General features: G+C 53.4%; 20 protein-coding genes, 1 tRNA gene and 1 pseudogene. 13 read left to right on the top strand and 9 right to left on the bottom strand.

Going from position 1 to position 25,883, the window contains the following annotated elements; translation table 11 throughout:
* Positions 1–115 precede the first annotated feature (115 nt).
* Entirely contained in the window at positions 116–1,315 is a 1,200-nt protein-coding gene (locus AArcSl_RS11210) for an iron-containing alcohol dehydrogenase (RefSeq protein WP_119819106.1), read from the top strand.
* Positions 1,316–1,479: 164 nt separating this feature from the next.
* Here the strand turns inward: AArcSl_RS11210 and AArcSl_RS11205 are convergent, their stop codons facing one another.
* The 3 genes from AArcSl_RS11205 to AArcSl_RS11195 form a co-directional block, all read right to left on the bottom strand.
* Entirely contained in the window at positions 1,480–3,411 is a 1,932-nt protein-coding gene (locus AArcSl_RS11205; protein WP_119819103.1) for a sulfatase-like hydrolase/transferase, read from the bottom strand.
* Between the two features lie 517 nt (positions 3,412–3,928).
* The gene (locus AArcSl_RS11200; protein WP_281259905.1) at positions 3,929–5,212 is read right to left on the bottom strand and encodes an IS4 family transposase; all 1,284 of its coding nucleotides are present in this window, start codon (positions 5,210–5,212) and stop codon (positions 3,929–3,931) included.
* 128 nt (positions 5,213–5,340) lie between these two features.
* On the bottom strand, positions 5,341–6,114 hold the full coding sequence (locus AArcSl_RS11195) for an IclR family transcriptional regulator (RefSeq protein WP_119819098.1): 774 nt from the start codon (positions 6,112–6,114) through the stop codon (positions 5,341–5,343).
* A gap of 278 nt (positions 6,115–6,392) precedes the next feature.
* On the opposite strand from AArcSl_RS11195, the gene AArcSl_RS11190 reads away from it, so the two are divergent.
* Together AArcSl_RS11190 and AArcSl_RS11185 are read left to right on the top strand one after the other, a co-directional pair.
* Entirely contained in the window at positions 6,393–7,565 is a 1,173-nt protein-coding gene (locus AArcSl_RS11190; protein WP_119819096.1) for an ISH3 family transposase, read from the top strand.
* Positions 7,566–7,691: 126 nt separating this feature from the next.
* Positions 7,692–8,045: a hypothetical protein gene (locus tag AArcSl_RS11185; protein WP_217563444.1), complete on the top strand. Its 354-nt coding sequence runs from the start codon at positions 7,692–7,694 to the stop codon at positions 8,043–8,045.
* 159 nt (positions 8,046–8,204) lie between these two features.
* On the opposite strand, the gene AArcSl_RS11180 is transcribed toward AArcSl_RS11185, so the two are convergent.
* Positions 8,205–9,386 carry an ISH3 family transposase gene (locus AArcSl_RS11180; protein WP_119819093.1) on the bottom strand — a complete coding sequence of 394 codons (1,182 nt, stop codon included), beginning with the start codon at positions 9,384–9,386 and terminating at the stop codon, positions 8,205–8,207.
* A 660-nt stretch (positions 9,387–10,046) separates the two neighbouring features.
* Here AArcSl_RS11180 and AArcSl_RS11175 point away from each other — a divergent pair.
* The 5 genes from AArcSl_RS11175 to AArcSl_RS11155 all read left to right on the top strand — a co-directional run bounded on the left by AArcSl_RS11175 (position 10,047) and on the right by AArcSl_RS11155 (position 14,765).
* Positions 10,047–11,129 (top strand): transposase, encoded by a 1,083-nt coding sequence (locus tag AArcSl_RS11175; protein ID WP_119819091.1) that lies wholly within the window; start codon positions 10,047–10,049, stop codon positions 11,127–11,129.
* Positions 11,130–11,427: 298 nt separating this feature from the next.
* Positions 11,428–12,366 carry a glycine betaine ABC transporter substrate-binding protein gene (locus AArcSl_RS11170; RefSeq protein WP_119819088.1) on the top strand — a complete coding sequence of 313 codons (939 nt, stop codon included), beginning with the start codon at positions 11,428–11,430 and terminating at the stop codon, positions 12,364–12,366.
* A gap of 68 nt (positions 12,367–12,434) precedes the next feature.
* Entirely contained in the window at positions 12,435–13,118 is a 684-nt protein-coding gene (locus AArcSl_RS11165; protein ID WP_245883219.1) for an ABC transporter permease, read from the top strand.
* Complete coding sequence (locus tag AArcSl_RS11160; RefSeq protein WP_119819082.1) at positions 13,115–14,089, top strand: ABC transporter ATP-binding protein; 975 nt, start codon at positions 13,115–13,117, stop codon at positions 14,087–14,089. The genes AArcSl_RS11165 and AArcSl_RS11160 overlap by 4 nt, the downstream gene beginning before the upstream one ends.
* Before the next feature lies 1 nt (position 14,090).
* The gene (locus tag AArcSl_RS11155) at positions 14,091–14,765 is read left to right on the top strand and encodes an ABC transporter permease (protein WP_119819079.1); all 675 of its coding nucleotides are present in this window, start codon (positions 14,091–14,093) and stop codon (positions 14,763–14,765) included.
* Between the two features lie 35 nt (positions 14,766–14,800).
* Here AArcSl_RS11155 and AArcSl_RS11150 read toward each other — a convergent pair whose 3' ends face one another.
* A complete protein-coding gene (locus tag AArcSl_RS11150; RefSeq protein WP_119819076.1) occupies positions 14,801–15,595 on the bottom strand; it encodes a transposase in 795 nt (264 codons plus the stop codon).
* A gap of 79 nt (positions 15,596–15,674) precedes the next feature.
* Positions 15,675–16,100 (bottom strand): hypothetical protein, encoded by a 426-nt coding sequence (locus tag AArcSl_RS11145; protein ID WP_119819073.1) that lies wholly within the window; start codon positions 16,098–16,100, stop codon positions 15,675–15,677.
* Between the two features lie 152 nt (positions 16,101–16,252).
* Here AArcSl_RS11145 and AArcSl_RS11140 point away from each other — a divergent pair, with 152 nt between their 5' ends.
* Positions 16,253–17,677 carry an IS4 family transposase gene (locus tag AArcSl_RS11140; protein WP_119818534.1) on the top strand — a complete coding sequence of 475 codons (1,425 nt, stop codon included), beginning with the start codon at positions 16,253–16,255 and terminating at the stop codon, positions 17,675–17,677.
* A gap of 320 nt (positions 17,678–17,997) precedes the next feature.
* Positions 17,998–18,279 (top strand): annotated as a pseudogene (locus AArcSl_RS17405) (transcriptional regulator TrmB); the annotation flags it as partial.
* Positions 18,280–18,362: 83 nt separating this feature from the next.
* Here AArcSl_RS17405 and AArcSl_RS11130 read toward each other — a convergent pair.
* Positions 18,363–19,127 carry a pirin family protein gene (locus AArcSl_RS11130; protein ID WP_119819071.1) on the bottom strand — a complete coding sequence of 255 codons (765 nt, stop codon included), beginning with the start codon at positions 19,125–19,127 and terminating at the stop codon, positions 18,363–18,365.
* A gap of 524 nt (positions 19,128–19,651) precedes the next feature.
* On the opposite strand from AArcSl_RS11130, the gene AArcSl_RS11125 reads away from it, so the two are divergent.
* The 3 genes from AArcSl_RS11125 to AArcSl_RS11115 all read left to right on the top strand — a co-directional run bounded on the left by AArcSl_RS11125 (position 19,652) and on the right by AArcSl_RS11115 (position 24,372).
* Entirely contained in the window at positions 19,652–21,607 is a 1,956-nt protein-coding gene (locus AArcSl_RS11125) for a transposase (protein WP_119819068.1), read from the top strand.
* Positions 21,604–22,365, top strand: a complete 762-nt coding sequence (locus AArcSl_RS11120) for a beta clamp domain-containing protein (protein WP_119819065.1) — start codon at positions 21,604–21,606, stop codon at positions 22,363–22,365. The genes AArcSl_RS11125 and AArcSl_RS11120 overlap by 4 nt, the downstream gene beginning before the upstream one ends.
* 654 nt (positions 22,366–23,019) lie before the next feature.
* Positions 23,020–24,372 (top strand): tyrosine-type recombinase/integrase, encoded by a 1,353-nt coding sequence (locus AArcSl_RS11115; RefSeq protein ID WP_217563443.1) that lies wholly within the window; start codon positions 23,020–23,022, stop codon positions 24,370–24,372.
* 65 nt (positions 24,373–24,437) lie between these two features.
* On the opposite strand, the gene AArcSl_RS11110 is transcribed toward AArcSl_RS11115, so the two are convergent.
* On the bottom strand, positions 24,438–25,565 hold the full coding sequence (locus tag AArcSl_RS11110; RefSeq protein ID WP_119819062.1) for a tyrosine-type recombinase/integrase: 1,128 nt from the start codon (positions 25,563–25,565) through the stop codon (positions 24,438–24,440).
* Between the two features lie 228 nt (positions 25,566–25,793).
* Positions 25,794–25,868, bottom strand: a tRNA-Glu gene (locus AArcSl_RS11105).
* Positions 25,869–25,883 lie beyond the last annotated feature (15 nt).

The raw sequence follows: 25,883 nt of genomic DNA, 5'->3' as shown, positions 1-25,883 counted from the left end.
AACACGAGATGCGAAGGCAAGCCCTACGTAAACGGAGAGGAGAGTCCGTCGATCGTCGATCGAACGTCTCGAACGTCCCGAACGCGACAGCAGCCGCGACGATGGAGGGTCGAACATGAGTTTCGGCGAGTACACGCTGTCGTTCCCCATCTGGGTGGAGTTCGGCAACGGCAAAAGCGACCGCGTCGGCCCGCTCGTCGACTCCCAGGAGTGGGAGTCAGTACTGGTCGTCACCGACGAGGGCATTCGGGAGGTCGGTCTGCTCGACGGGATCGAGGAGTCGCTCGACGGGGCGGGAATCGAGTACGTCGTCTACGACGGGGTCGAACCCAACCCGACAGCGTCGATGGTCGAGGAGGCGACCGGCGTGCTCGAATCCGAGGGCTGTGACGCGGTCGTCGCCGTCGGCGGCGGCAGCGTGATGGACGTCGGCAAGGGCGCGTCGCTGATGACGACTAATCCCGGAGACATCACCGACTACGAGGTCAAGTCCGCCGACGACGTGATGGAGGCGCCGATCCGGACGGAGCCGCTGCCGCTGGTTACGGTTCCCACAACGGCCGGCACCGGCAGCGAAGTCGACTACTGGGCGGTCATCACCGACGAGGAACGCGACTTCAAGATGGCGATGGGGCAGCCGCCGCTGTATCCGGGCGGGCCGTACCTCGGCGCGGAGATCGCACTCGTGGATCCCGAACTGACGGCCTCGCTGCCGCCCCGCCAGACGGCCGCGACCGGGTTCGACGCGTTCTCACACGCCCTGGAGAACCACGTCTCCTCGGCCCGGCCGCCGGTGGTAGAGCCGCTTACGTACAACGTGATGGAACTGGTTTCTGCGAACCTGGTGGAGGCCTACGAGGAGGGGACGATGGCCTCCCGGGAGCGGATGATGTTCGCCTCCAACGTGGCGGGGATCTGCGAGAACTTCGCCGGGTTCGGTGCGATCCACTCGCTTGCGGAGGTGACCGGCGGGATGTACCCCGAGATCCCCCACGGGGAGGCGATCGCCGCCTACACGCCGGCGGTGATGCGGTACAACCTCGAGGAAGTGCCCGATCGGTACGCCGAGGTCGCACAGGCGATGGGAGTCGACGTCTCCGGGCTCACTGAAGAGGAGGCCGCCCGCGAGGCGGTCACGGCCGTCGAGGAGCTGATTTCCGCGGTCGATCTGCCGGAGAGCCTCGCGGAACTCGGTGTCGCTGAAGAGGACCTCCCCGAGATCGCAGAAAACGCGCTGTACACGATCGAAATCCACGACAATCCTCGGGACGCCGACGCCGAGGACCTGCTTGAAATCGCCCGCGACGCGTACTAACTGGACGGCTCAGAGAAAATTTTCACAAATGAGTTGGAAGGAGAGGAGCCGCCTGTGTACTCTCAGCTCTCGAAACGTCTTCAGATACTATACAAGTTCAAAGCATAAATCGGTCCATATTTATTGGAACTATGTATTCGGAATCGGGTATAGATCGCAGCCGGTTAAGCGATCGTGATCCGATCTTCCTGTGCTCCTTCTTGGAGCACCATCTGTTCTGCCAGCTCCCGATATAGGTCCTGCTTTACGTCGGCGTACTCGGGATCATTCCACCGGTTCTGGAGTTCGTCGGGATCGTTTTTTAGATCGTAAAGCTCCCCGTAGTCTTTGCCGGGATAAATAGTGAGTTTATATTGATCCGTGACCAACGTCCGTACCCGTAATCCAAGGTAGTCCTCGTCGTTTTCGATAACGACACTACTGTTCGGGAACTCGTCCTCTTCTCCCTCTAGCACCGGTCGCAACGATTTTCCGGGCAAACTTGAGGGGTCATGCCGATACGATGGTGTAAATGATGAATGCGGATCGGGTACGTCACAGAGGTCCAGCAGGGTCTGGCTGAAGTCAATGTGACTTGTGGGGGATGCCACCCGTTTTCCTTCTTCGAATGTACCTGGGAAGCTCCAAATCATGGGTATCCGAACCAATCCATCGAATTGGAAGGGCCCCTTCCGAATCATCCAGTGGTCTCCCATCATTTCACCGTGATCGGAAATGAACACCACTATCGTGTCCTCTCGGAGATCGTGTTCTTCGAGCGCGTCTATAACACGCCCCACTTCTTGATCCAAATAGCTGACCATCCCATAGCTTTTGGCAATAATCTCTCTAATTTCGTCCTCCTGAACTTCGGGTTCAGGACAACTGTAGAGCCCCTGCAATTGTTTGAAATCACCATTATAGACGTCCTCGTAAAAAGGCGGAAGTTCCTCAAATTCCCCATCACGTCTAACCGGCAGAGAAACATCGTCCGGATCGTACATCGATCCCCATGGTTCCGGTGCAGCATACGGATTGTGAGGATCCGGGAATGAACACCACGCGAAGAACGGGTCTTCGTCTTCTTCTCTTCCTTCGATGAAATCTATAGTTCGATCCCCAATCCAACGATTGTAATGAAGCGATTCGGGAATCGACCACGTATCGTATACGTGGAACGTTTTCCCGGGTTTATTGTCAGGATGATCTTTTGCAAGTTGCTCGTAAGCCTCCGGATGGTTTTCCTTCAACCAGTTCTTGTACTCGCCAAATATTTCGTTGACGTGCCCTCCGGTAAAATCGACTGAGTCGAACCCATAATATCCATCTGGCATACTCGTGAGTCGGCCAGTCTCCCACATTTCACGCGCTTCAGGAAAGTCCTCGGGATCAAACTGTAAATCTCTATATTCTGTGGTATCTGTCTTCTCAAACACCCGTGAGAGTTCTTCCGTTAACTCTTCAGTGAACGCCTCGAAATCATCCTCTGAGAAGGAGTCAAGCGGACGATCTCCGATCGCCCGCTGTGCAACTTCTTCGAATAGTACGGCCGCATCTGACCACCGCGGGATATGAATCTCCTCGAGTTTACGGACGAGAGGATTGTGGCCTCGGGTAGAAAATCCTTTGTGATAGATTGATGAGTTTGTATCATCCACAAGGACTTCTGGACAAGAGATATTGGCTCTGACCGCGGTCTCGACCGCTTCATACAATCGTTGACCGAACGTCGATTCGTCTCCATCGAGTTCGTTTAACAAGTGGTGAATGTGATTTCTGACCGGGAGTGTGTACGTGTGTAAGTGAAGTTTCCCAGCAGAGTACGTTTCATATCCTCCCTCCTGGAACAAGTCCGGAATTGTTGGAAGACTGTCCGAAAGAGGGACGCCATTGCTCCGGACACCGTGTTTGTGGGGTGTCCGCCCGGTAAACATGGTTGCTCGGGCTGGCATACACATCGGGTTGTTCGCGTACGTTCGATCAAATGTTACTCCTCTATTAGCTATTTCATCGATGTTTGGTGTCTGGACTTCATCATTACCCATACAGCCCAGATGATCGTACCGTAGCTGATCGGCTACGATACACAGGACATTAGGGGGACTACGATTACCCATGCTGATTCATTCATTCCTTCTGTAATTAAGTATTGGGGTATGCTTCCATGTTACTCCCGTGGTAAGGTATAGCCATAGTAGCAAACAAAATCTGGTGCTCAAGCATGAGAGAAGTGTACGCCCTAGATGAATCATTCTGAGCTATCTGTGGAGGTCAGTTTCTTTCCTACATTACTGGGGAATACTTTGATTTGGAGTCGTGGTATTTCTGGGAAGGGATCTATTTCGGGGAGTATGATCAACCATCAATGATTGTTCGTTTGGATTAGCTGAATGACCTACAATGGGTATTATTGAGCTCTTCAACAAGGATTTCATATTATAGAATTAGATATCATCGGGTATACCGTTGGGGGGAATTAATCTACATCTGGTTAGGAATTACAAACATAATATTGTAATTCTTAATCACTCGAAATTACGTAACCTTTATGATATTTCCATATTATCGAAAGCCTCCTCATTATTGGTGCAGGAGCGGATTCAACTTCTACACATACCTCTATTCGTCTTCACTTTAGGCCTCCGCAGTCGGTTGCATGGCAGTGACGAGCTCTTCCTGTAATGTTTGGCGTTCTTGATGGATCTTCTGTGCCTCTTTGACGAGTCGGTCAAGCAACGGTGGCGGCGAGTACCCAAGGTAGTCACCGAGTCTATACAGCAGAAGCTGGGCGTGCGACCGCAGGGTCGCCGCCCAGCGTTCCGGCGGAAACACAATCTCTGCAGAAGCGTGCTCGGTCAGCAACGCCAACAACTCCTGACTCACCAGCAGTGACAAAATCGCTGCATACAGCAGAATCTCGACGACGTGTTTCTTGATCGTGTCGAACTCGTCCAATTCGTACTGTGTCTTCAGTTCGCGGAATAACAACTCCGTCTCCCACCTACAGCTGTAAATCGTCGCTAGCTCATCGGGGAGAAATTCTTCTCTGGGAACGTTCGTGATGTACAACTCATAGTCGCGGTCGTCGGCGCCCTCGTCACGGACGCCGACGACTCGGAACCGCTTGCTGTCTTCCGATTGCTCTCCCGCGTACGCACGGCGCTCAAACTCAACTTCGACCTCTACGTCGATGTACTGGCGATAGAGGTCCTCCGTGACATCGTGAATCTGTTCGCCTTCCAAGGGAATGGCGTCGCCACGCCATTCCCGTAGTTCCTCCGTTATCACCGGCTTAGCGTTGTCTTTCAATGGGGTCACGAAGTAGCCGCCGTTCTCGTCGATTAGCGCGAAACGGCGGTAGGAGAGGTACGCCCGACCAAACAGAACGAGGCGATCTTCGAGCCACGGTCCTGTGTCGAATTGCGTGCTGTCGTGGGTTTTCTCGTCGGTAACGCTGTAGTCGTCGATGGTTTGCTCGGTGATGTTATGGAGCAGGTGGAGCCGTGCTCCAGTCTGCTCCTCTTTGCGGCCTTCGAAGTCGTCGGCAAGCAGTTCGTGCAATCGCAGGACAGTGCCGTCTGCACTGATAATGTCCCGAAAGCGGTCGATCTCTCGGGAAGTCGTGTCTGGAACCGTGACCTCGTCGAGCGCGGCCTCGACGAGGTCACTCAGATACTCCGCGAGTTCTGGTGTCAACTGTTGGTAGAAGCCACTTGGACAGAGTGTGTCGTCAGCTGTGGAGTTGTAGCTGCGCCGGAAGTCAGCAAGAGAGCGACTCTCGCCGGTGGCAAAGCCGAATACGAGCGACCAGACCAGCGGTGGCATCTGGAGCTTTCGGTTGCGTTCGACCAAGCCGACCTCCTCGGCGTGGTCTTCCAGCATCAAAGAGGGAAAGAGGCTATTAAGGCGACGCTCTATCCGACGTGAAGAGGCTTGTTGGTGCACACAGCAGTCTCCTCATTCCTCTCGGAAAGCTACGCCGATTAGCAACTGCTGTCTGCTGGTTCTTCGCTAAACTGAAGACGAATATACATACCTCTTACAACTCATCGGTGGACGTTTGGCTCGTTCAGGTTCAATTCGATGACACTGATCGATTGCTTGAGTAGCGGTTTCAGTTCATCGTTTATTCGGTTCTCATTCATACGATGGATTGGACCCGCGATACTCACAGAGCCGATGACCTCACCATTCGTTTCTGTGATTGGTGCACCAACACTTTTGAGTCCGTTTCTAAATTCCTGACGATCATAAGCAATATCTGTAGTTCGAATTTCAGCTAGTTCCTCAAAGAGTTCCTCAGACTCAGTAATCGTATTTTCAGTTTGGGCGGGTAACCCATAGTAATCTATTATTTGGTTTACCTCAGACTTAGTCATATGGGCGAGGATTAATTTACCAACGGCTGAGCAGTGGAGCATAATACGTTCTCCAGGCTTCGCCGGATACTCGATATCATCCCCACCATGAGCGATATCCAAATATACTCCTTTTCCATGCTCCTCAACTAGTAAAGTGATTAACTCACCTGAGCTTTCAGCAAGCCGTTTTACTTCATCAGCAGCGGCTATATACAATGAATTCCGATACCGGGATTCTTCACCACGCTGTAAAAATTTCAATCCCAAATCGTACTCGCCTTCATTTTTAACAACGTATTCTAAATCACGGAGTGTATCCAAGTGATTATGAACGATGCTCGGCGGACGATCCGTGTATGTCGCTATTTGAGAGACCGATCCACCCTCTAAATTCTCAATCGCATTGATTATCTCCTCCGTTGTCTTCAGGGTCTTCACAGGATTTGCAGCTTCATGCATACCTCATCATCATCGTTGTATCGTATAAATTTTCGGTATTATGGAATCTAAGATGTTTACTTTGGAGCATCGCTGTGTGGAGAGCGGTAAAGGCTTTGAGCCAGCTTTCGGTTGATTCGGCTCCATTGAATCGCCAGACATCGCCGTAGTAAGTCGGTAAATCGAAGGATTTGAGGCGAGTGAGTAGCAGTTTGGATGAACCTTCGGTACTTCCCAACTGACGTAATCAGCAGAATTGAATCGCCGAATTGACCACGAGAAAGTGTCTGGGTTTGGATGTGTTCAGCATACCAGACCCAGACGGTTACCTTTCGGCCTCGGACGTAAAAGGCGTAGCGGAAGAAGTCATCACTCCACTCCCGTTGCCGGGTGTCGAGGGGAGTCCCCTCGACCCCGGCGACATCTGGCTCGTCGTCATATTAGCCTGTGTCAACGAGACCTCCATCTGGGAAACCTGCAAAGACACGGACGGAACGCCGTGCGACGACACTACCCTCACGTGGCTCCACACCCTCAACCGCGAGTGGCTCGAAGTCGTTGCTAACCTCCTGCTTAGACGCCTTGCCATGACGATTCTCGACCGGTCAGGGTCGAGAATCGTCTCCATCGACTTCATCGACAACCCCTACCACGGCGAGCACTACGTCGATGAAGGCGAACTCTGCTCGATGGCTCCCACAGACGGGACAACCACTTGCCACCGATACTGTACGGCGTACGTCGTCTCAAACGAAAAGCCGGTGACGCTAGCGATGACGTACGTCCGCAACGACGAAGACGAGGCCGACGCGGTCGAGCGCGTGCTCGCCCGCGTCGAGACCTATCCCTTCGAGATTGACCTGCTGCTTGCCGACAGCGGCTTCTACAACGAGCGTGTCATCCGCCGTTCTCGTGAGATCGCTGCAACAGTCGTTCACGTGCCCAAAAAGGGCGAGCGGATGAAAGACAAACTCGATGTCCACAAGTCGTACATGACGACCTATCGCATGTACAAGGACAGCGAGCGGGAACTGCGCTTCCCGCTCGCGGTCGCTGTCTCCTATCACGCAGGAGATCGAGGCAAGAGTGGTGAGGTTGTTCGTGGCTACGTGGCTTGCGGCGTGACTGATCGATCAGCAAAGCAGGTCGAACGACTCTACAGGAAACGCTCAGGCATCGAAACGAGCTACCGACTGCTTCGGCAAGCACGAGGGATCACGACGACACGTGATCCCGTCGTGCGGTTTGCGATCATGCTCGTCGCAGCACTGCTGGAGAACTTGTGGTTGGTGCTGCGATGGGCGGTCGTCGCCCGCCCACGACGGGGCGGGCGCGACCTGCCCGAGGAGTTCACGTTCAAGACGTTCTGCGACTGGATTCGATACGAGCTGGAAGAGGAGTTGCGGCGCCAGTGGAAGATCAAGATGAACGGGGTTGGTGTGCCGGCGTCACAGGCTGTGGCCGCGGGCTGACCGGGGTCAGCCCACGGCCAGTCTGCCACGCCGCGAGCGACTGCTCTCTTCAAGAGGCGACAATAAGCGGGTGAAATCGTCCGACTGAAACGGTGATTCGCTTCTCCGGTCAGTTACTCTTCAGTCATGACCGGAGTTCGGCGTAGAACCATACAGAAAGTGACTATTTCTGGGCGTTCAGACAACGCTGTATCGACTCGTTCGGGAAGTACCGACCTTACCACCCGCCTCACCGAGGAGTTAGTCTCGCTCGCCAAAAGTTATTCCGACGATGCTGAGGAAGCTGCCGCCACCTTCCGGGGCGGCAGCTTCGCTGAATGGGCGATGATTTCGCTTCACGGCTTGCGAATTTTCCTTGAGAAATCCTACGTGATGACAATCGACCTGTTAGAGACAATGTCCCAAATTCTGGAGATTATTGGCCTTGAACCGGACGATTTACCGGCACCATCCACGTTCGGTAGTTCCCATCACTCCTGATTCCTGACTGGATTTCTGAGGGAGTCTGAGAGAGATTAGATTGACTCCTTCGCTGGATTGGACAGAGACGGCGATCTCACGCCAGTGAGAACGCCGTCAAGCCTGCCAAGATGCGAAGCCATCGCTCAGTAACAGAGCATTCGCTGGACGCGGGCCAAATCAGCCCGCGTCCAGCTGGCTGTATGTCGGGGGAATTCCGACACGGTTGGTCGGTGCTTCCCACTTCCGCTCCAACGTGTCGTCGAGTGCGTGGTCAATCCACTCACGAAACACCTCAAAGCGGAACCACACGGGCAGTGCTCGCCCGCCGCGTCGCGGCGTGGCGAGCACGCCCCACCGAACGATCACCCACAGGTTCCGCAACAGGAAGCTCACGAAAATGAACAACAACCGAACGGTTGGATCAGTTGTACTCGTACGCGCACGCGCTTCGCGCATCGTCCGAAACGCTGTCTCGATGGCTGAGCGTTGCTGGTAGAGAGCTTCGACTTCTTTGGGCGTGCGATCGGTCAGATCGCACGCCACGTACGCCCGCACGAGCAATCCGTGTTTACCCCGGTTGCCCTGCTGGTAGGAGACACAGACCGCGAGCGGGAAGCGGAGTTCCCGCTCGCTTCCTTCGTACATCACGTACTCCGTCCAGTAGGAGACCGTCGTGTCCAGTTTCTCGGCCATCTGCTTCCCACGACGAATGACTGGAAGAGCGACTGGCGCGACGGCGTCCAGTCGCTCGATGGAGGTTCCGTCATAGAAGCCACGATCAGCGAGGAGGCCAGCTACGTCGAACGAAAGGGCCGCGACGTGGTCGAGCAGACGCTCGACCGCGTCGCTTTTGGGTTCATCGCCACGAACTGGCGTAACCGCGACGACGAGTGGTTTGGCTCGACAGAGGACGAATCCAGCGAGGTAGCGATGGCACTGGGAGGTGCCATCGCGGGGTTTCGTGCGACAGAGTTCACCAGCCTCGGCGTGTGGACAGCCGTGGTAGTGGATATCGACGAAATCGAGGCAGATGATCCTCGGCCCCGGCCCGAGGATCATCGCCGCCTGTTGGGCGAAGAGGTTGTTGACGGTGGATTCGAGGTCATCTGCTGGAACGGTGTGCAGTTGTGTAAGGGTATAATCGTCGGAGTAGCTTCCGCGAGTGGTGTCGGTGACGGCTTTGATCGACTTCTGATCGACAGCGGCTTGCAGAAGCGTTTGACGGAGAATCAAGGAGTCGAAGCCGCAGCCTTCGACTCCGGGGATTGGGATCTCTGCGAGGAGATCAAGCGCTAAGGTTTCAAGGTCAGAAGCCGTAAGGACAGTGTCTGGATGGTATAGGCAATTCACAACACCCATCCAGACACTTTCTGAGAACGTAACCTCGTCAGTTGTGACTATCCACTGACTCGATGGGAACTACCGACGTTGAATAAGTGGCTCGACAGGATTGAGATGGCAGTCTGGCGAGTGCTGCTGCGCCACTCGGCGCAGCTGACTCGATGGAAACGCTGCTACGCCATGAGAACGTGAAACAAAGCATGGGGCGCAAGAGACCGACGGTCGTACTGTGCCACAGAGCACGTGCAGCTGACTGGTCCGTGTGCGAAAGAAGCCGAGTCATGGGCGTGACAGCCCGGATGCCGCGCCCGCGGCATCCGGGAAAGCCCGAATAGGTGCATCTCTGCTTCACGCACTGGCGTCCCGGGTGAACAGACCATGTACCTCGGAATTGATGTCCACAAACGGTACGCACAGGTGGCAGTAATGGATGAGACTGGGGAGATGGTCGAAGAGGTTCGCGTCATAATGAATGAGAAAAGGTTTGAAACTCACTCCGCGAGAGCGCTATAACGGACTAAGAAAGCCGTGCACTGGGTGCACGACGATCTAAGAGTCTTTCCTGAATACTGTACGAGGGTGCCACAGAAAGCTTGACACGGCTACTGTTAACAAGCAACACTAATAGCATCTACAGTAAATCTCAGGTGAGTCAGAGCAGGGAGTGGCAAATGGTACATGAGCACCACGTCCCTGCAGAATCATCCTTCGGTCGAAGAGGTATTCAAGCATGTGGAGACGATTCCACTGGCGCTGTTTGAACATCTTGATTTCTCGTTTCTCACCGACTTCCCCGTGTTCGCCCCCGACCCGTGGAGGCGAACACGGGATCACAAACCACCGGAACTGTTGAAGGGCGTGCTGTACTGCTTCAGTCGGGAGATCTACAGCCCTGAAGAGATTGCCAGAGAACTCCAGGATGAATTGCTCTACCTCCAGTGTGGATTCGATAAGCCACCGTCTCATCAGTCGATTCGTCGGTTTCTCACTGATGTTTCACTGGTTGTCGAAGATATCTTCGAATATCTCGTCGAGCAGGTCGCCGCCCGCGACCTGCTCGACAACACCTTTCGGATCGACTCGACGGTTGTTCACGCTGATCCTCGTGATAGCGAGGCGTCTTGGAACTACGACCCGACAGCAGGAAGTGATGATTCCGATGGCGACCAGTCGGACGAGTCCGACCAGGACACGTCCAATAATGATGAACAAGACGAGGAAGGAAACGGTGGCTACTACTTTGGCTACGGATATCTGGTAGTGACAACTGGTCCAAAACTACCGGTTGCAGCAGCGTTCACCGAGCAAAAGCAGGTCGATCAGGAGATAGCGAGACGTGTCACGCAGGACGCGCTCGCCGTCGGCGATCCCAACTGGATGCTTGGCGATTCAGCGTTTGACATGCTAAACTGGCACGACGACCTCATCGAAGAGGGCGTCGTGCCGGTTGCACCGTACAACGAACGGAACACCGATGATCCATACGATATCGAGTACCGAGTCGAGCAACGGATCAAAAAGCACTCAGACACTGTCGGCGTCTGGTCAAAACAACTCGAAGAGACCTACGAGCAACGATCACAAGTCGAACGAACAATTGGGGCTTGCAAGGACTGCGGCCTCGGGACGCCGAGCGTCCGAGGCCGCGTCCGTGTCGAATCACACGTCTTTCTGGCTCTCTGTCTTCGACTTGCCACTGCCATTGCCAACTACGAACGAGATGCTAATCCAGGAAAGACATCAGTTGAGGTGTGTCAATGATTCTGTGCCGCCCTTTCCTCTCGTGCTTGCTCGATAATGTGGTTGAGCATCTCTGTTTGTCCAACCAGAAACTAGATCTAACATGCTTTTTATAACCTCATTGAAGATAACAACCCTTTAAATTCAAATCTCATCTCTTAGTCAAAAAGCTCTTAGTTATAGGACTTGCGTGATACAGCCCTAATTCAAGAAAGGCACTGCAAAGGTATCGAGGTTTACTCCCGTCGGTTTTGTCAATTATACTGATTCCCCTCCCTCCCGAAATTTTATATACTATGTGTATAAATGATTGGACGCTATGAGAGGGCCACACACGACCCGTAGAGAAATGCTCAAAGCATCGGGAGTCGGAATGACCGCCGGTTTAGCGACAACGGCAGGATGCCTAGGTGATGATGAAAGTGTTGCAGTAGCTTCTATGCAATGGAGTGAAGCACGACTAATGGGATATTTAGGGTATGAAATGCTGCAAGAAAACACCGACTACACAATCGAAGACGAGATAGGTCTCGGTGGATCCGCACAAGTGTTCGAAGCTGTGCGTAACCGAGAAGTTGATCTCTATCATCTGTACACCGGGGGTGCGTGGGCGACGATCCCACCACAGCGTGACGAGTTGATTGGAGATCCTCAGGAACTCTACGAACGGGCTCGAGATGATATGGAAGAGGAGCATGGCCTCGTATACCTGGAGCCAGCTTCGTTCAACAATACGTACGCCATCGGTGCTAATCCAGCCTGGACCGATGAAACGGGCATAGAAACATTGAGCGGTCTCGCAGAGCATGTCAATGCAGGTAACACTGACATGGACGTTGTTTTGGGACCAGAGTTCCAGGAGCGATCTGATGGATGGCCTGGTCTCGTTGATCACTATAACTTCGAGGAGGCTGCAGAAGATATCGAGATCCAAACTGTCGAAGCGGACCTCACGTATCAAATATTAGGAGAAGAAGAGGCCGACTTGGGGATGGTTTTCTCGACTAACCCGAACATACAGCAGTTTAACCTGGACGTTCTTGAGGACGATGAAGACTTTTTCCTCCCGTATAATCCCGCCCCCTTGGTCAATGAAGAAACTATTGAGGAATTCGAAATAGAGGAACCTCTAAACGAGGTATCACGGTCGTTGACTTCTGAAGAAGAAGTCATCGAGCTCAACGTCCGTATTGACATCGAAGAAGAGGATGCTCAAGAGGTCGCTCGTGAGTACCTTGAGGAAAACGGACTTATTTAAGCAATGAGTGGAGGCGGTGTATCCATACGGGGGGAGATCGTTGAAGTCTACAGGTTGTTTCGATTATGATGGCATCATACATCGAATTCACGTTCGACCACAGTAACGAGCTTGTTGAGCTCCTGATCGAACATATCGAACTGGTCTTGCAGACGCTAGTGTTTGCGCTTCCACTTGGTATATTACTGGGAGTATTTATCGCGTATTATCAACCAGCAGCCGTTACAGTATTGTGGGGTGCGGGTGTTGCGATGACGATCCCGAGCCTCGCATTATTCGGCCTTCTCATCCCGATTCTCGGCATCGGAAACCCTCCTGTTATCGTCGCACTTGTGCTATATGCACAACTTCCGATTATCCGGAATACATATATCGGCCTGACCTCTGTCGACCAGTCAATAATAGAAGCAGGACGAGGAGTCGGAATGACAAAATGGCAGAGGCTCTATAAATTGCAGATTCCGATAGCGCTACCAGTAATGATCGCTGGAATACGAAACGCCATTGTAATCCTCATTGGCGTTGCCACAGTCGGTGCATATGTCGGTGCAGGCGGATTAGGGTTTTATATATTCACCGGCATTTATCAGGCGAACGTGGAAATGGTGGTTGTAACAACGATTGTTGTTTCACTCCTCGCACTCGTATTTGATTATGGCTTCAAATCCATTGAACAGATCCTCCAACTACGTAACGGAGAGGAAATTCCCCTCACCTGGGGAGCTAAATTACTAACAAGGGCACTCCCATGATTGAGTTTCAAAACGTAACAAAAGTGTACGGGGATACCGTAGCAATCGAGAACGTTAGCTTTGAAGTTGAAAAAGGGACGACAACCGTCCTCGTAGGACCGTCAGGATGTGGGAAGACGACGACCATGAAACTGGTCAATCGCCTTGAAGACCCCACGGAGGGAACTGTATACTATGATGGGACGGATACCCAAGAGATAGACGTTACAAAGCTTCGGAGAAATATCGGGTATGTGATCCAGGAGATCGGACTGTTCAATCATATGTCCGTAGCAGAGAACGTTGCGACAGTCCCAAAACTCAAAGGATGGGAGAGTGAACGGATCGATGCACGGGTCGATGAACTTCTTAAATTGATGGATCTCCCACCGGAGAAGTACCGGGACCAATACCCGCCGGAGTTGTCGGGAGGTCAGCGGCAAAGAGTTGGTGTCGCGCGGGCGCTTGCTGCCGATCCGGACGTCCTTCTCATGGACGAACCGTTCGGAGCACTTGACCCAATCACCCGAGCGGATCTCCAAGACGAGTTCCTTGAGATTCAATCTGAAATCAATACGACGATTCTATTTGTTACCCACAGTATCGATGAGGCACTCAAGATGGGTGATAAAATAGCTATCTTTGATGTCGGGAAAGTTGTGCAATATGACACTCCTAAAAATATTATTGAAAACCCATCAAATGCGTTCGTGAGTGACTTCATTGGGGAAGACAGTAGTCTTAAGAGGTTAACGTTAACGAGGGTCGAGGAAATCATGAATCCACTACCCTCACAAGACAAGCAAGGCTCTGTACATAATAACAAACCAACAACTAATAAACAAAAAAGTCTAAATCCAAAAGATTCTGTTCAAACTGCGCTTGCAACTTTCATTGATACGAGAGCTGATTCTCTCCCGGTAGTGAATGATGGAGAAATTATTGGTTCCATTGATAGAGAGAGTATCTACGAATTAAATGAGGGAAAGTAGTATGTCAGAAAACAATGTATTTATTGAAGGGATAATATATTTGATAGAAAATTTCGACACGTTTCTGGGTCTCCTGCAAGAGCACCTAATCCTCGTTCTTGTCTCGGAATTGGCGGCGATCGCGGTGGCTGTTCCGTTCGGAATTATCGCTGTGAGGTACGAATGGCTCCGAACATACATCCGCTCTGCCGGGAACGTCGCGCAGACGGTTCCAACACTCGCCGTTATCGCATTGGCGTTCCCGATTTTCGGCCTCGGATTCAACTCTGCCATCATTGCGCTATTTGTCTATGCTATTTTGCCAATCCTCACGAACACGATCGCCGGTTTAGAGCAGGTCGATGAAAGTACTATTGAAGCGGCCAAAGGAATGGGTATGACAAGAAACGAGATCCTCCGAAAAATACAGATACCACTAGCAATTCCCGTAATCTTTGCAGGAATACGTACGAGCGTTGTTATTACCGTCGGTACCGCATATCTCGCAGTATTCATCGGAGGTGGAGGTCTCGGAGTGTGGGTTATCAGCGGCATCGACCTGTTCAACACACCTCAAATTCTAGCTGGTGCAATTCCCGGTGCCCTACTTGCGATTTCTCTGGACACCGTGTTTGGACTGATAGAGCGGCAACTCGGGAGTGACGTTATTCAGGATCAGTCGCTTGCGACAGGATAATTTTGCTCTATTGAAAATGCGGTACGGCGATAGGATCATAACTTCTCAACGGTCTTTTTGATGTTGTGGAGAGCAAACATGAGGACAACTTCACGGAACTGTCGGTACCAGAACCGCGAACGCAAGGCGGAGGCTTGCGTTCGCTTCGTAGTTGAGTAGGAGGTTTCTGCCATCCATCGCTGCTCGTACCCGTTCGCCCGGTTGAGCGCATTGTGTGCCACAGCCATCGGTTTCGATCCACGGTGATGGACACAATAGTCGAGATCGTACGCGGACAACTCGTATTCGGTGTGCCAGTCCTGGAAGCCATTGTCAGCCACTACGACCCGCGGGCCAGCCTTAGTATCATGCTCCCGCTCGATACAGCAATGTACGTCCAGCACTACCAGTGACTCTGTATCGGTTAGTGTCGTCGCTTTGATCGTTGTGACTGTCCGATTCTGTCGTTGAAGGTAGTACTGAGAGGCTTGGTCACGTTCGAAGAACGTGCTGTCCAAGGCGATGTGTCCAGACTGGCGGAGTTGCTGCGCTGAAACGCGCAGCAACGCCCGCCACACATACATCGCGTATCGATCTACTGAGTGGTAGAACGTGGTTGGGTCAGGTAACGCTTCGGGGTGGATGCCAAGGCGGTCACATACCTCTGGCATCAGCCCGATCCGATCAACGAGTTCGGTGAAGGTATGTCCCTCTTCCTTGCGAATACAGTGGGCAACGATGTGGGCCTCGCGGGGAAGCCCGCCGGATTCGGGCTTCCCCGCGTGATTTCCCAAAGCTTGTTTGGCTACACGTAGTGCTTTCTCAACGAGGTTGAGGAGCGCGACTGCCATAATCGACTTCTCGACCTCGTTCTCTCAAACTGTTACGGTATAATCCCGTCGCTGTCTGTCGTTTTCAATAGAGCATGAATTACAACTGCTCAATCTGTTCAATTATCCTGTCCGCAGCTTCGTGAGGGATGGTAGTTGTCCAACGATGTGGGTCTTTGCCCGTGTCAAAGTTATTGATCGTAGCCAGTTCGATCAATTGCTTCCGGTCAAGTTGGAGTTGTACTTTGATCCGTTCTGCTTCCACCTTAGTAAATGATGTATGAGAAGGACCCAACTTACCCCCCGAAATCTTTTCATAGTCATCCCCGGCTACATGAGCACCGATTCGACCAACCATCTTTGGATTTCTGGCAATTTCCAAGCTGACACACGGCTGTCCCCATTCAACTGTTCGCTCAAGTTGCTTTTTGATCTCTTTTAGATATCCAACCGTGGTTTGTGCCTCAACCTCTAGTTCTTCATCTGGCTGACGGGTAAAATCCAGAAGCAGGATATCCTTTCGCATGTTCTCTACTGGGTGAGGGCCGTTCCTAAACATGCACGATTCGTAGAATATTGACGACATGGGCGAGAGATGATAACGCTGTTTATCCGCCTCCGAGACCTGTCTCTTACCCACAAGTTCTAACGGCGGAGTTAACGAACTGAGACTGGAAGATGGGGCGTTGTTCACGGAGTTGGAGACCAGATCTCAATGAGGATGGACAGCTGTGTGACATGGATGTCTCGGGATGGATTCGTGCAGAGTTCCGTTCAGCGGAGTTTGGAGATAAGCGTCTGACTGATCGACTGGTTCAACTTGGGGATGAACTCGGCAGTTCACCTGCCGAGTCCATCCCCGCAGCCTGTGAGGACTGGGCGTCCACAAAGGCTACATACCGATTTTGCGATAATGAGAGTGTGGAACCGAGCGAGATTCTCTCTGCTCACAAGCAGGCACAGCGATCACGGGTGAGTGGCGGAGACGAGCTGTTGGTCGTCTCCGACACGACATATCTCACCTTTCCTCGCCACCCAGCCAAGGACGGTCTTGGCGATATTAGTTCCGCAGATATCGACGTAGAAGGCGTCAAATTACACACGTCAGTTGGTATCCGTCCAGACACTCAGCAGATGACGGGGGTCATCGACCAGCAGGTGCTGGTCGAGGACCAACAGGCAAGTGCCACCTACAGCACAAACGGCAGAGACGACCCAATTCTCCTTGAGAATGAGCATGAAAAGTGGTTGCGTGGTGATAAGGAGGCCGCCGAGTGGCTTCCCGAAGACGTGCATCCGATCTTTGTCCATGACCGAGGCGGGGATGCATTCTCGTTGTACGAGGAGCTAAGCAAAGAGAGCGCCACCGCTGGTTTCGTCGTTCGAGCCAATCAGAATCGACGCATCTTGACAGAGAGCGGCGAGGCTGGGAAACTCTTCGATTGGAGTAGCGACCTCGTCGAGCGAGGTCGCCACTCCATTGAGATTCAACAGGGAGGTGGACGAGAAGCCAGAACAGCCGAAGTCTCAATCACCGCAGGAACCTGTAAGTTGTGCGCACCGCGAAATAATCCGGATCAACAAGGATCCATCGAAGTGAATGTGGTGAGGGTGGATGAAGTGAGCGAGGCTGACGAGCCGATTCAGTGGGTGTTACTCACCACTGAATCGGTCGACACGTTCGACGATATCCTAACCGTTATCGAGTATTACGGCCTTCGCTGGCGGATCGAAGAGTGGCACAAAGTACTGAAGAGTGGCTGTGAGATCGAAGATCGGCAACTCCAGACGTGGGAGCGGATGGAGGTCTTGTTGAGTGTGTACTCAGTGATTGCGTGGAAGGTTTTGGAGTTACGAGAGCTAGCTCGCGGAGAAGATTCGGTTGCTCCAGAGGTCTTGTTAAGCGAGGCTGAGCGCGCCGTTCTGGAAACGAAATTTCCAGAACTGCGCGGCCAAAGCGGGAAAGCCTACGCGGTACATGTAGCGAAGTTAGGCGGGTATCTAGATCGCGGTTCGGATCCTCCTCCCGGTTGGCAGACGATGTGGAAAGGGCTTCAGAAGCTCCGCATGTGGGCAGAAGGCTACGAACTCGGTGCTGAATGAGCGCCGGGTCGCTCATTCAGCGAAACTCATCGTGGATTTAGACCTTCCTCAAACCTTCCAACCTGCCTACACCTCGAATTCTGTGAGTGTGCCTCAGAAGTACTATTTTCCTGATTGATTTGATTATCTCAGTCTCAATTTGGTTAATTTTTCTCGGTGAGTTTGAGTTATGGGTAAGAGACAGGCGTTCACGGTGGGGATGAATCCGACAACTCCGCCACAACCGCCGGAATTAACCCGCCCGAAAGCGATATATATCTATGGTATGCTGAATTATTTCTGTTTTAGGTGTCTGTATTGACTCTCTGCTGGTGGGTAGACGTGGACTCGTCGGCACGGACGATCGCCGCGATAACTTCAACGCCGATTTCGACCGTCTCCAAGAATTCGCACGTGAGTTCGCACACCATCTTCACCGCCAACGGCTCGAAGCCGGCGCCCAAAAGGGAAGGATCCTCTGGGAGGACTACGACGAATTACTCGCCCGCGCCGAGACGAAGATCGACGCGGAAAGGTTCCAAGAAACCGGTCTCGCTCGATTCGTTCCCTTCAACCTCCAGTTCCTACTCACCGGTCACCGCTATTACCTTGACTCACGAAAATTTCGTGACTGTGGAAGTGTTCGATGAAGCCCCAATCTCTCATAGGGAACAAAAACACCACTGGCGTCCCGTTCGCCGATGTCTCAGCGGCCGATCGTACCCTGACACGTGATCGGGGCGTCGGGGTTAATAATGAACGCGACGATGATAGCGTCCTCGGTTGCCGTGATTGGCACGTTGTCGTCGCCGATCACGAGTGCGCTCTCGGTGTACTCAACGGACTCCTCATCAACCTCGACTGCTCCTTCAAAGACGTACAGGTAGGTGTCCCAATCGGATCGAGACGGGAGCCTGATCGTGGCCCCGGAATCGAGGTAGCAGTCGTAGAATTCGACATCGTTGCGGACGAATAGCGGAGCGTCAGTTCCTTCGGGTCCGAACAGATGCCGCCACTCGTTCGCGACGGAATCCGGAATCTGTTCGTGCTGGATCCCCGGTTCGAGAGCGAGGCTGTACGGCCGGACAAAGATTTGGAGCATCCGTAGCGGCGGGTCGTCCGATAACGTTTCCTCGGCATGCCAGAAACCGCTGCCGGCGTTCATCACCATCAGGTGATTGGGATCGGTAACCAACTCGTTACCCTGGCGATCATCGTGGCGCATCACGCTGTCGGGCACCCACGAGATGATCTCCTCGTTGCGGTGTTGGTGCATCCGGATCAACGTTCCCGGATCCATGAATGACTCGACGACAGTTGCGAGCGGACCGTAGCCGTGGTCGTCGTGGTTGGGGACTGCCCGGCCGGGAAAATTGAAGTGAATTCGGAACTTGCCCTGGTTCTGCGAAACCTCCGTTCGTGGAGCCGTATAGATGCGGGACTGGTTCTGTGTCGAGACCGATTCGTCCATTACCGCATCAATGTTCCTCAGAGCAATATGGGTTCTGCACCTCTAGTTATGGTCTGGAGATTCTCTGGTGGCCGTTTCTCATACGTTGGATCGTGGAATCTAGTCTGACTACTCAACTACCAAAACTTCTCATCGCAAATCGAAATGTACGTACCCGTCGTCCGGTCCCTATTCGACCAACTCACCAGTCCCGGATGCAACTGTCACCGATTTTCGTGGCCTGACAATTGCACTTCACACCGTCGTTGTCTGTCCACCCCCCCAAGTTTCTGAGAACACAGTTGGAAATTCTAATTGGTTTCGTCTACTTGTAATTATCATCCGTACTTTAAGAGAAATAAACGATTAGATGTTCGTTGCAATAGGACAATTGAGCTAGTAAATTCGCATGACTGCGGTTGGATGCTATCAATTAGGAAGTGGAGGAAATCACGTCCTTAATGTAACTTAGAACACTCCATTATATTATCACGCTTCCTGGGCGAGGTTATTTACATTAGTAATAGATAATTTCAACTACAAACATGTCATCTCGAAAAGCGGAGGTGGTAATCAATCACGAGGATAGCTACAGCCGTGACCTCGGATCCAATGGATCCTACAGTATCGATAAAACCTTCTCAATGAAAGAGGACGACGGTGGGGAAGACGATGAAAATGACGATGAGGAGACTGTGAATTCAGACGCAAGCGGTCACCAATCCACACAAGAGGCTCCGGAAACTGACCCGATAGATGGAGGGACTGTCACGCTCACCCATCCAACCACTGACAGTCACGATCTAGACGAGCGGAGGTACTTGAACGCGCAACTCGCTGCATACAACCACTCCGCGAACGATCGAGACACGCTCACCCCCGAGGCGTTCGACGCCAAACTCCTCCAAGTCGCAGATCGAGCGCTCAACAGCGTCGGTGTCACCGTCCCTGAGGCGGAGGTCGAACCATTTTACATTTACGCGTATCTCCTCCACGAGGCATGGGGAATGGATTCGATCCCCAAACTGTACGAACACCTAGAGTCACGGACCCAGACCCTCGAACGACTCGGAGTCGAACCGCTTCCGAGCATCCCAACGCTGTACCGGCGCGAGAACACGATGCGTGATGGAGGACTCACCGAACTGATCGCAGAAGCTGCGAAACAGGCGGTGCACGCCGTGTGGCGAGAATACCCCCTTCCCCCGGAAATCGCCAAGTGTTGGGGGCTCGATACCGAAATGACTGTGTCAGAAAACTGGGTTTCCCCGAGCATTCGCCGAGAGGCCGTGCGGAACTGGGCACGCATCTTGGTCGGTGATGCAACACAGCACCTCACGTTCAACCGTATCGGCGAAGTCGAGTACGAACTCGAACAGATCATCGCAGCCTTCGCACACTCCGCGCTGCAAACGGTCGGGCTCACCAACGGCTCAACAACAGCTGCGTACCTGTACGACGAGGACACCGTTCCGAGCGGGCACACCGTTACGGAGTTACTACGAGGGGATTCAGCCTACGCTAATTCACTGGGGAAAGCTGAAATCGAAGACCAGTTCGATGCCGTTCACTCCTCAGTATTGGAGCGATTCGATTCGCACGGACTGTTCGGTGATGGCACGGTTGATATTGCGGGAGACACGACCGACGAGTTGTGGTGGGGCGGGAAGAACCCGCACACGATTGGCCGGGCATACCCAGTGAACGATTCCGTTCCGGCATGGAAGTATGCGGTAATGGCGACTGTGAATACGGACGCCCCAGTTTGTTTTGGAGTTAATCTCGTCGAGAGCAAAGACCAGTATGCAGCCGCGTTCAAAGAGTCGTTAGATCGTGCGACCCGGTTTATCGACATCAACTACGCCCTCTTCGACAAGGAGTTCTACGACGGGGACATCATCGAAACGGTCTACGAGCACGACTGTCCGGGCCTGATCGTCAAAGCCCAAAACTATGAGAAGGTAAAAAAGGAGCTTATTGGGCCGACACCGGACGGACAACCGAATACAGAACCTGATGTGGACCTGACGAGTGCGACGCCAAATCCGAACGCTTTTATCGTGCCGAAAGAGCAGGATCCAAAACCAACCACTACTCAAGATGCGGGTAACCAGCAGACACTCGCACAGTTCACCGGAGCTGCGCATAATGTAGACAACTCTCTTGCGAGAGACATCAGTTCTCACATAGTCTATATATCGTACTTGAGCGTAACCGAACACGACGCCGTAGACGTTGCCGACGTTTATAGTGATCGATGGGCTATCGAAACGCTCATTCGGGCATTGAAACGTGGCTTCCTACCCGAGTCAGGATCAGATGACGAACTGGTCCGGATTTACATCATTAACATCGCAGCGATGTTTCTGAACTGGCGATCGCTCGTCAACAACGCGCCCTCGCCCCGATACAAACTGCCGCTTACGGTCACTGGTCAGGAACTGCTGACCGCAGTTCGAGATATCGGATTCAAGCAGGACTTGGAGGTGGTCGGTCCATGAAAGTGACACTGCAGGCAGCACCGTTACGTGACGCGCTCCAACCGATATCAGAGATCATCAACGAAGCATTGTTCATTCGGAGAGAAACCGAACTCGTCATCACTGGCCTGACGCCTGATCGAACGGCGAGTGTCACCGCCACAGTCGCCATAGATGACGAACCCGAGTCCGCGCAGGAGGGTGCAGTAGGCACACAGATTCAGACGCTGTCCTCGTTTTTGGAGATCTTGGAAGCGAGCGACCCGACCACGGTTACTGGACCGCCCGTAACGGAGCGAGTTACGGTTGAGACAACCGATTCGCAATATAGGTGTTACCCATATGCCGAGGCAAGCGTGAGAACTCGCGACGACTCAGATGACACTCCAGAACATCGTGTCGAGGCAATATTCCCGATGGATTCGACACCGCTCGCCCGGAGTCTCCGCGCTGCCAATCTCTGCGGCAATGCACTGACAATCGAAACGCGTCATGACGACCCAGTCGTGTGTTTCTCCGCTGTTGGGGACGTAGACAGCATGGAACACTGGGTGTCAGAGCCGCAACTCAACGCCTACGATGCCGGAGTCTGTAGCGTGTCCTACGACATCAATCGGTTACTAACGATGTACGAAGCAGTAAAATCGCGCGCCGCGTGGTTCTCCCTCGCTATTGATGCAGCAAATACACTGGTGTTCGAGACGACGCACAGAGCGTATCCGATCACGACGGAACTCAGACTCAACCCGCCGATCGACCTGAACGAATCGACTGACTGACTGACTGGAGTGTGGCGTCCGATAGGGAATTCTCGTCGGCGTGAGCGAACGGGAATCTGAACGTGGCGGTGAGAACACTGAGCAATACTCGTTGAGGCAGTACTGAACCTGGTGAATGGTCCGACAGACGGTGATCCTGTTGGGTCGAAATGACCGCGCAGGCAATTATCTGGGACTTTTATGTGTCTCGAAGCAGATTATTAGGATACACGGCCGAAACCGAGGGCGACAGCACCAAGAGATGCGGCGAGGTCGGGTGCGAACCCGCGAGGGGCATGATGCCCTCTCGAGGCAATGAGTACGTCCAGACCTCTCAAGAAGGAATTTTCAGCGATTGATTGGAGGTACCTACCCTGCCGTTTCGGTTCGACGACACTCACCGAGAGCGACCATTCTGGACAACTCCCAACCAGGATTTCGGCTGAGACCCTAAAACTGCATCAGTGTTATTCGCCCCCTGCAATCCATGGATGACAGCGACGAGCGTCCCGTAACTGGCGAACCTCACGCGTACCTACTCGTCGACACCCCTCCAGGCACAACTCCATAGAGAGGCTGACAGACCAATCGTTAATGGATATCACCGGCTACGCAACTGCCTGACTGACGAGGGTTTTTAAGTAAATCGCTCATATGCCTGTTCCCCTCCCTCTCATGACACGAACCGAACACGAGGTCGAAATCACGGACAAACTCGCAGCCAACGTCGGAACTGACGCACAGACAGTGCAAGCCGCTTACGACAGTTTTTATCGATGGCTGGTGACAAAAGGGAAAAACCCGAATCGCCACAAACCCCTCCAGGAACGCACTGCCAAGAACTACGTGAAACGAGTCGATCGCATCCACCGACGCATCCTCGAAACGAACGACCCAGACGATCCATTGCCAATCACCGGCCACCAAGCAGACGAATACATCCACGCTCTCGACCGTGACGAAATCACCAAGCGGAACGGCGACCCATACGATGAGTCATCCAAGCGCAAGAATTCCAATTCGATACGAGCGTACTTCAACTGGCGACTCGATGCAGGCCACCGAGAACACGAATGGGACCCACCAGTAAAGTTCAAAGACAACAGACCGACGAAACCGTATAGGTTAGAATACGACGAACTAGGTCGGTTGTTCAAGGCAGCCGAGACGTACACGGCACTGCCGGAGTACCAGGAAACACCACCGGACAGGCGTGATCGACTCTCCGCACGCGTCGCCCAACAACTCGGCATCCCGAAAGCGGAGATCGGCCCGGCGGAGTGGCGTCGCGCCGACCGCAGCACACACATATACTCGCTAGTCACCGTCGGGTATGACGCCGGGTTAACGCCGGTCGAGATCGCGCAAGCACAACCGGACTGGTACGACCCGCACAAGCAAACGCTGACCATTCCACGTGAAATCGCCTGCAAGCAGCGGGAAAAAGAAACCGCGGTACTCGCCGACGTGAGCGCAGGCGCCTTGGAAACCTGGCTCGAAAAACGCAAGCAACTCAGCAAATACGACGACACGTCGAACCTGTGGCTCAATCAACGCGGCAACCCGTACGATTCCGGGAACCTGTGCTACCTGATTCGACGACTCTGTGAGGAAGCCGACATCCCGACCGACGGGAGGGAGATCAAGTGGTACAGTATCCGGTACACCATGGGCACTAACGTCAAAGAAGAAGGAGACCTCTCGGAAGCGAACGACCAACTCCGGCACTTACTCGAGAAATCGACGAAAGGCTACGACAAGACGCCAGTGCCGAAACTCGTCAAACGCGTCAATACAACCCACGAGAAAGCAAATAAATCCGCTGCAGACCCCGAATACGATCCGTATGCCGAACCGGGCGATCGCCAATCGACTGAGACAGTGACGGGCGACTTCACTAGTATCGGGTCGACAGACGTTGTGACGCCGACCAGTGACTCCACCGCGCACGTCGATGCGGAAATCCCGGATACCACAAAAGGCCGGGTCGACATCACCAGAAAAATCCTCGAGGACATCGACGAGTGACGTCACCCAGAGGAGCGGTATTCACCGTCATTCCACGGGCTTTCAGTCGGAAATCGGTAGGCCACTCATCCCATTCTATCTAACGCATTTTTCCGATTTTCGACAGGTACCTGGTCATATTTCATGGTGCTTTTCGGGTCGAGATGCCTGAGTTGAGACTGCGCAGCTGCCAAATCTTCTTCTCGAGCCATGTACGTCCCAGTTGAGTGACGTATCGAGTACCAACTCATTTTCCGGTTTTCGATATCGATCCCGGCGATGTCGCACAACCGGTGAAGCACCGTTCGTAACGCGGCCGACCCGTACGGGTTTCCCTCACGAGTCAACCACAGGGAATCCGTGTCGTCGTACTGCGCGATAGTGTCGCGTTGGGTTTCCCACCGATCGAGCATCTTGCTCGTCTGGGTCTTCAGGCCGACGACCCAGGGTTCGGAATTCTTCGATGCGTCTTCTCGCGGGATTCGAAGCACGCCGTTTTCCGTATCCACCCACGAGGTTTTCGCTCGCTCGACTTCGATCGGACGCAAAGCGGCGTCGAGACTCGCCCACGTAAGTGACGCGATCTTCCAATTGTTCGCGCGTTCCCAATCGTCTCGCGAGAGTTCTGATTTCGGCTTTTCCCACCGCTGTGCGAGGTACCGCTTCCACCGCTCGCGTTTCTCCCCGTGGACGCTATCGAAACTCGGGATACTGCCGTATTCGAGTGCAGCCTCCCGCACCTTCCGACGTTCCGCTTGCATCAGGTAATCGCGGGGTGTGGTCGTCTGGTTCCGCCGCGTGAACGTGATGGATGGCTCCCAAGGATCACCACCCCGCTCGTGGTGGCGCCACTTGTACAGCATCATCAACGCCTTCCGACACGTGTCCTTGTGCTCGTTCGTCGTATCCTGCCGGGCAAGGTGTTTGAGGTACGTGTCGGCGTGATCGATCGTAATGGTCGACGTATAGCCGTCGGTTTCCTGCCACACCCACCTGTAGAACTGGTCCATGCGATACGCACGGTTCGACACCGTCGTTACCGCGTATCCCTCGGCTTTCTCCGGGTTTTTCCCAAACGTCAACAGCCAGTCCAGACAGTCCTCCCGCTCGGTTCGGTAATCGAGGAGCTGCCGGTCGGTGAGTTGGTTGCGAACTGGTTCGGTGATGACGGTGATCTCGTCGAACTGGTCGGAGTTCCCGGCAGCAGGAGTCATTGGCGACCCTCCGTTCGGGAACCCGGGTGATTGCCCACGAATTTGGGCGATCGCCAGACACAACCGGAATTTTCCCGTCGAGTTTCGATGCCTTTTATTTCACGCTTGAGACGTGAATCGCCTGCAAGCGTCGGGGTCGATACGTCCCGTCGAATCGTATTGCCTTCGAACATACGTTTACCTCGGGTTAGTCACGACCGAAAACCAAAAGAAGGCGACGGGGTGAAGTGCTCCGACGGGGATTCGAACCCCGGTCATTGCCTCGAGAGGGCAATATGATTGGCCGGACTACACTATCGGAGCGTCCACGTTCTCTCG

Source organism: Halalkaliarchaeum desulfuricum (assembly GCF_002952775.1).
Lineage (GTDB): Archaea > Halobacteriota > Halobacteria > Halobacteriales > Haloferacaceae > Halalkaliarchaeum > Halalkaliarchaeum desulfuricum.
The sequence above is the reverse complement of the archived record's forward strand: the minus strand, read 5'-3'. Positions and strand labels throughout refer to the sequence as shown.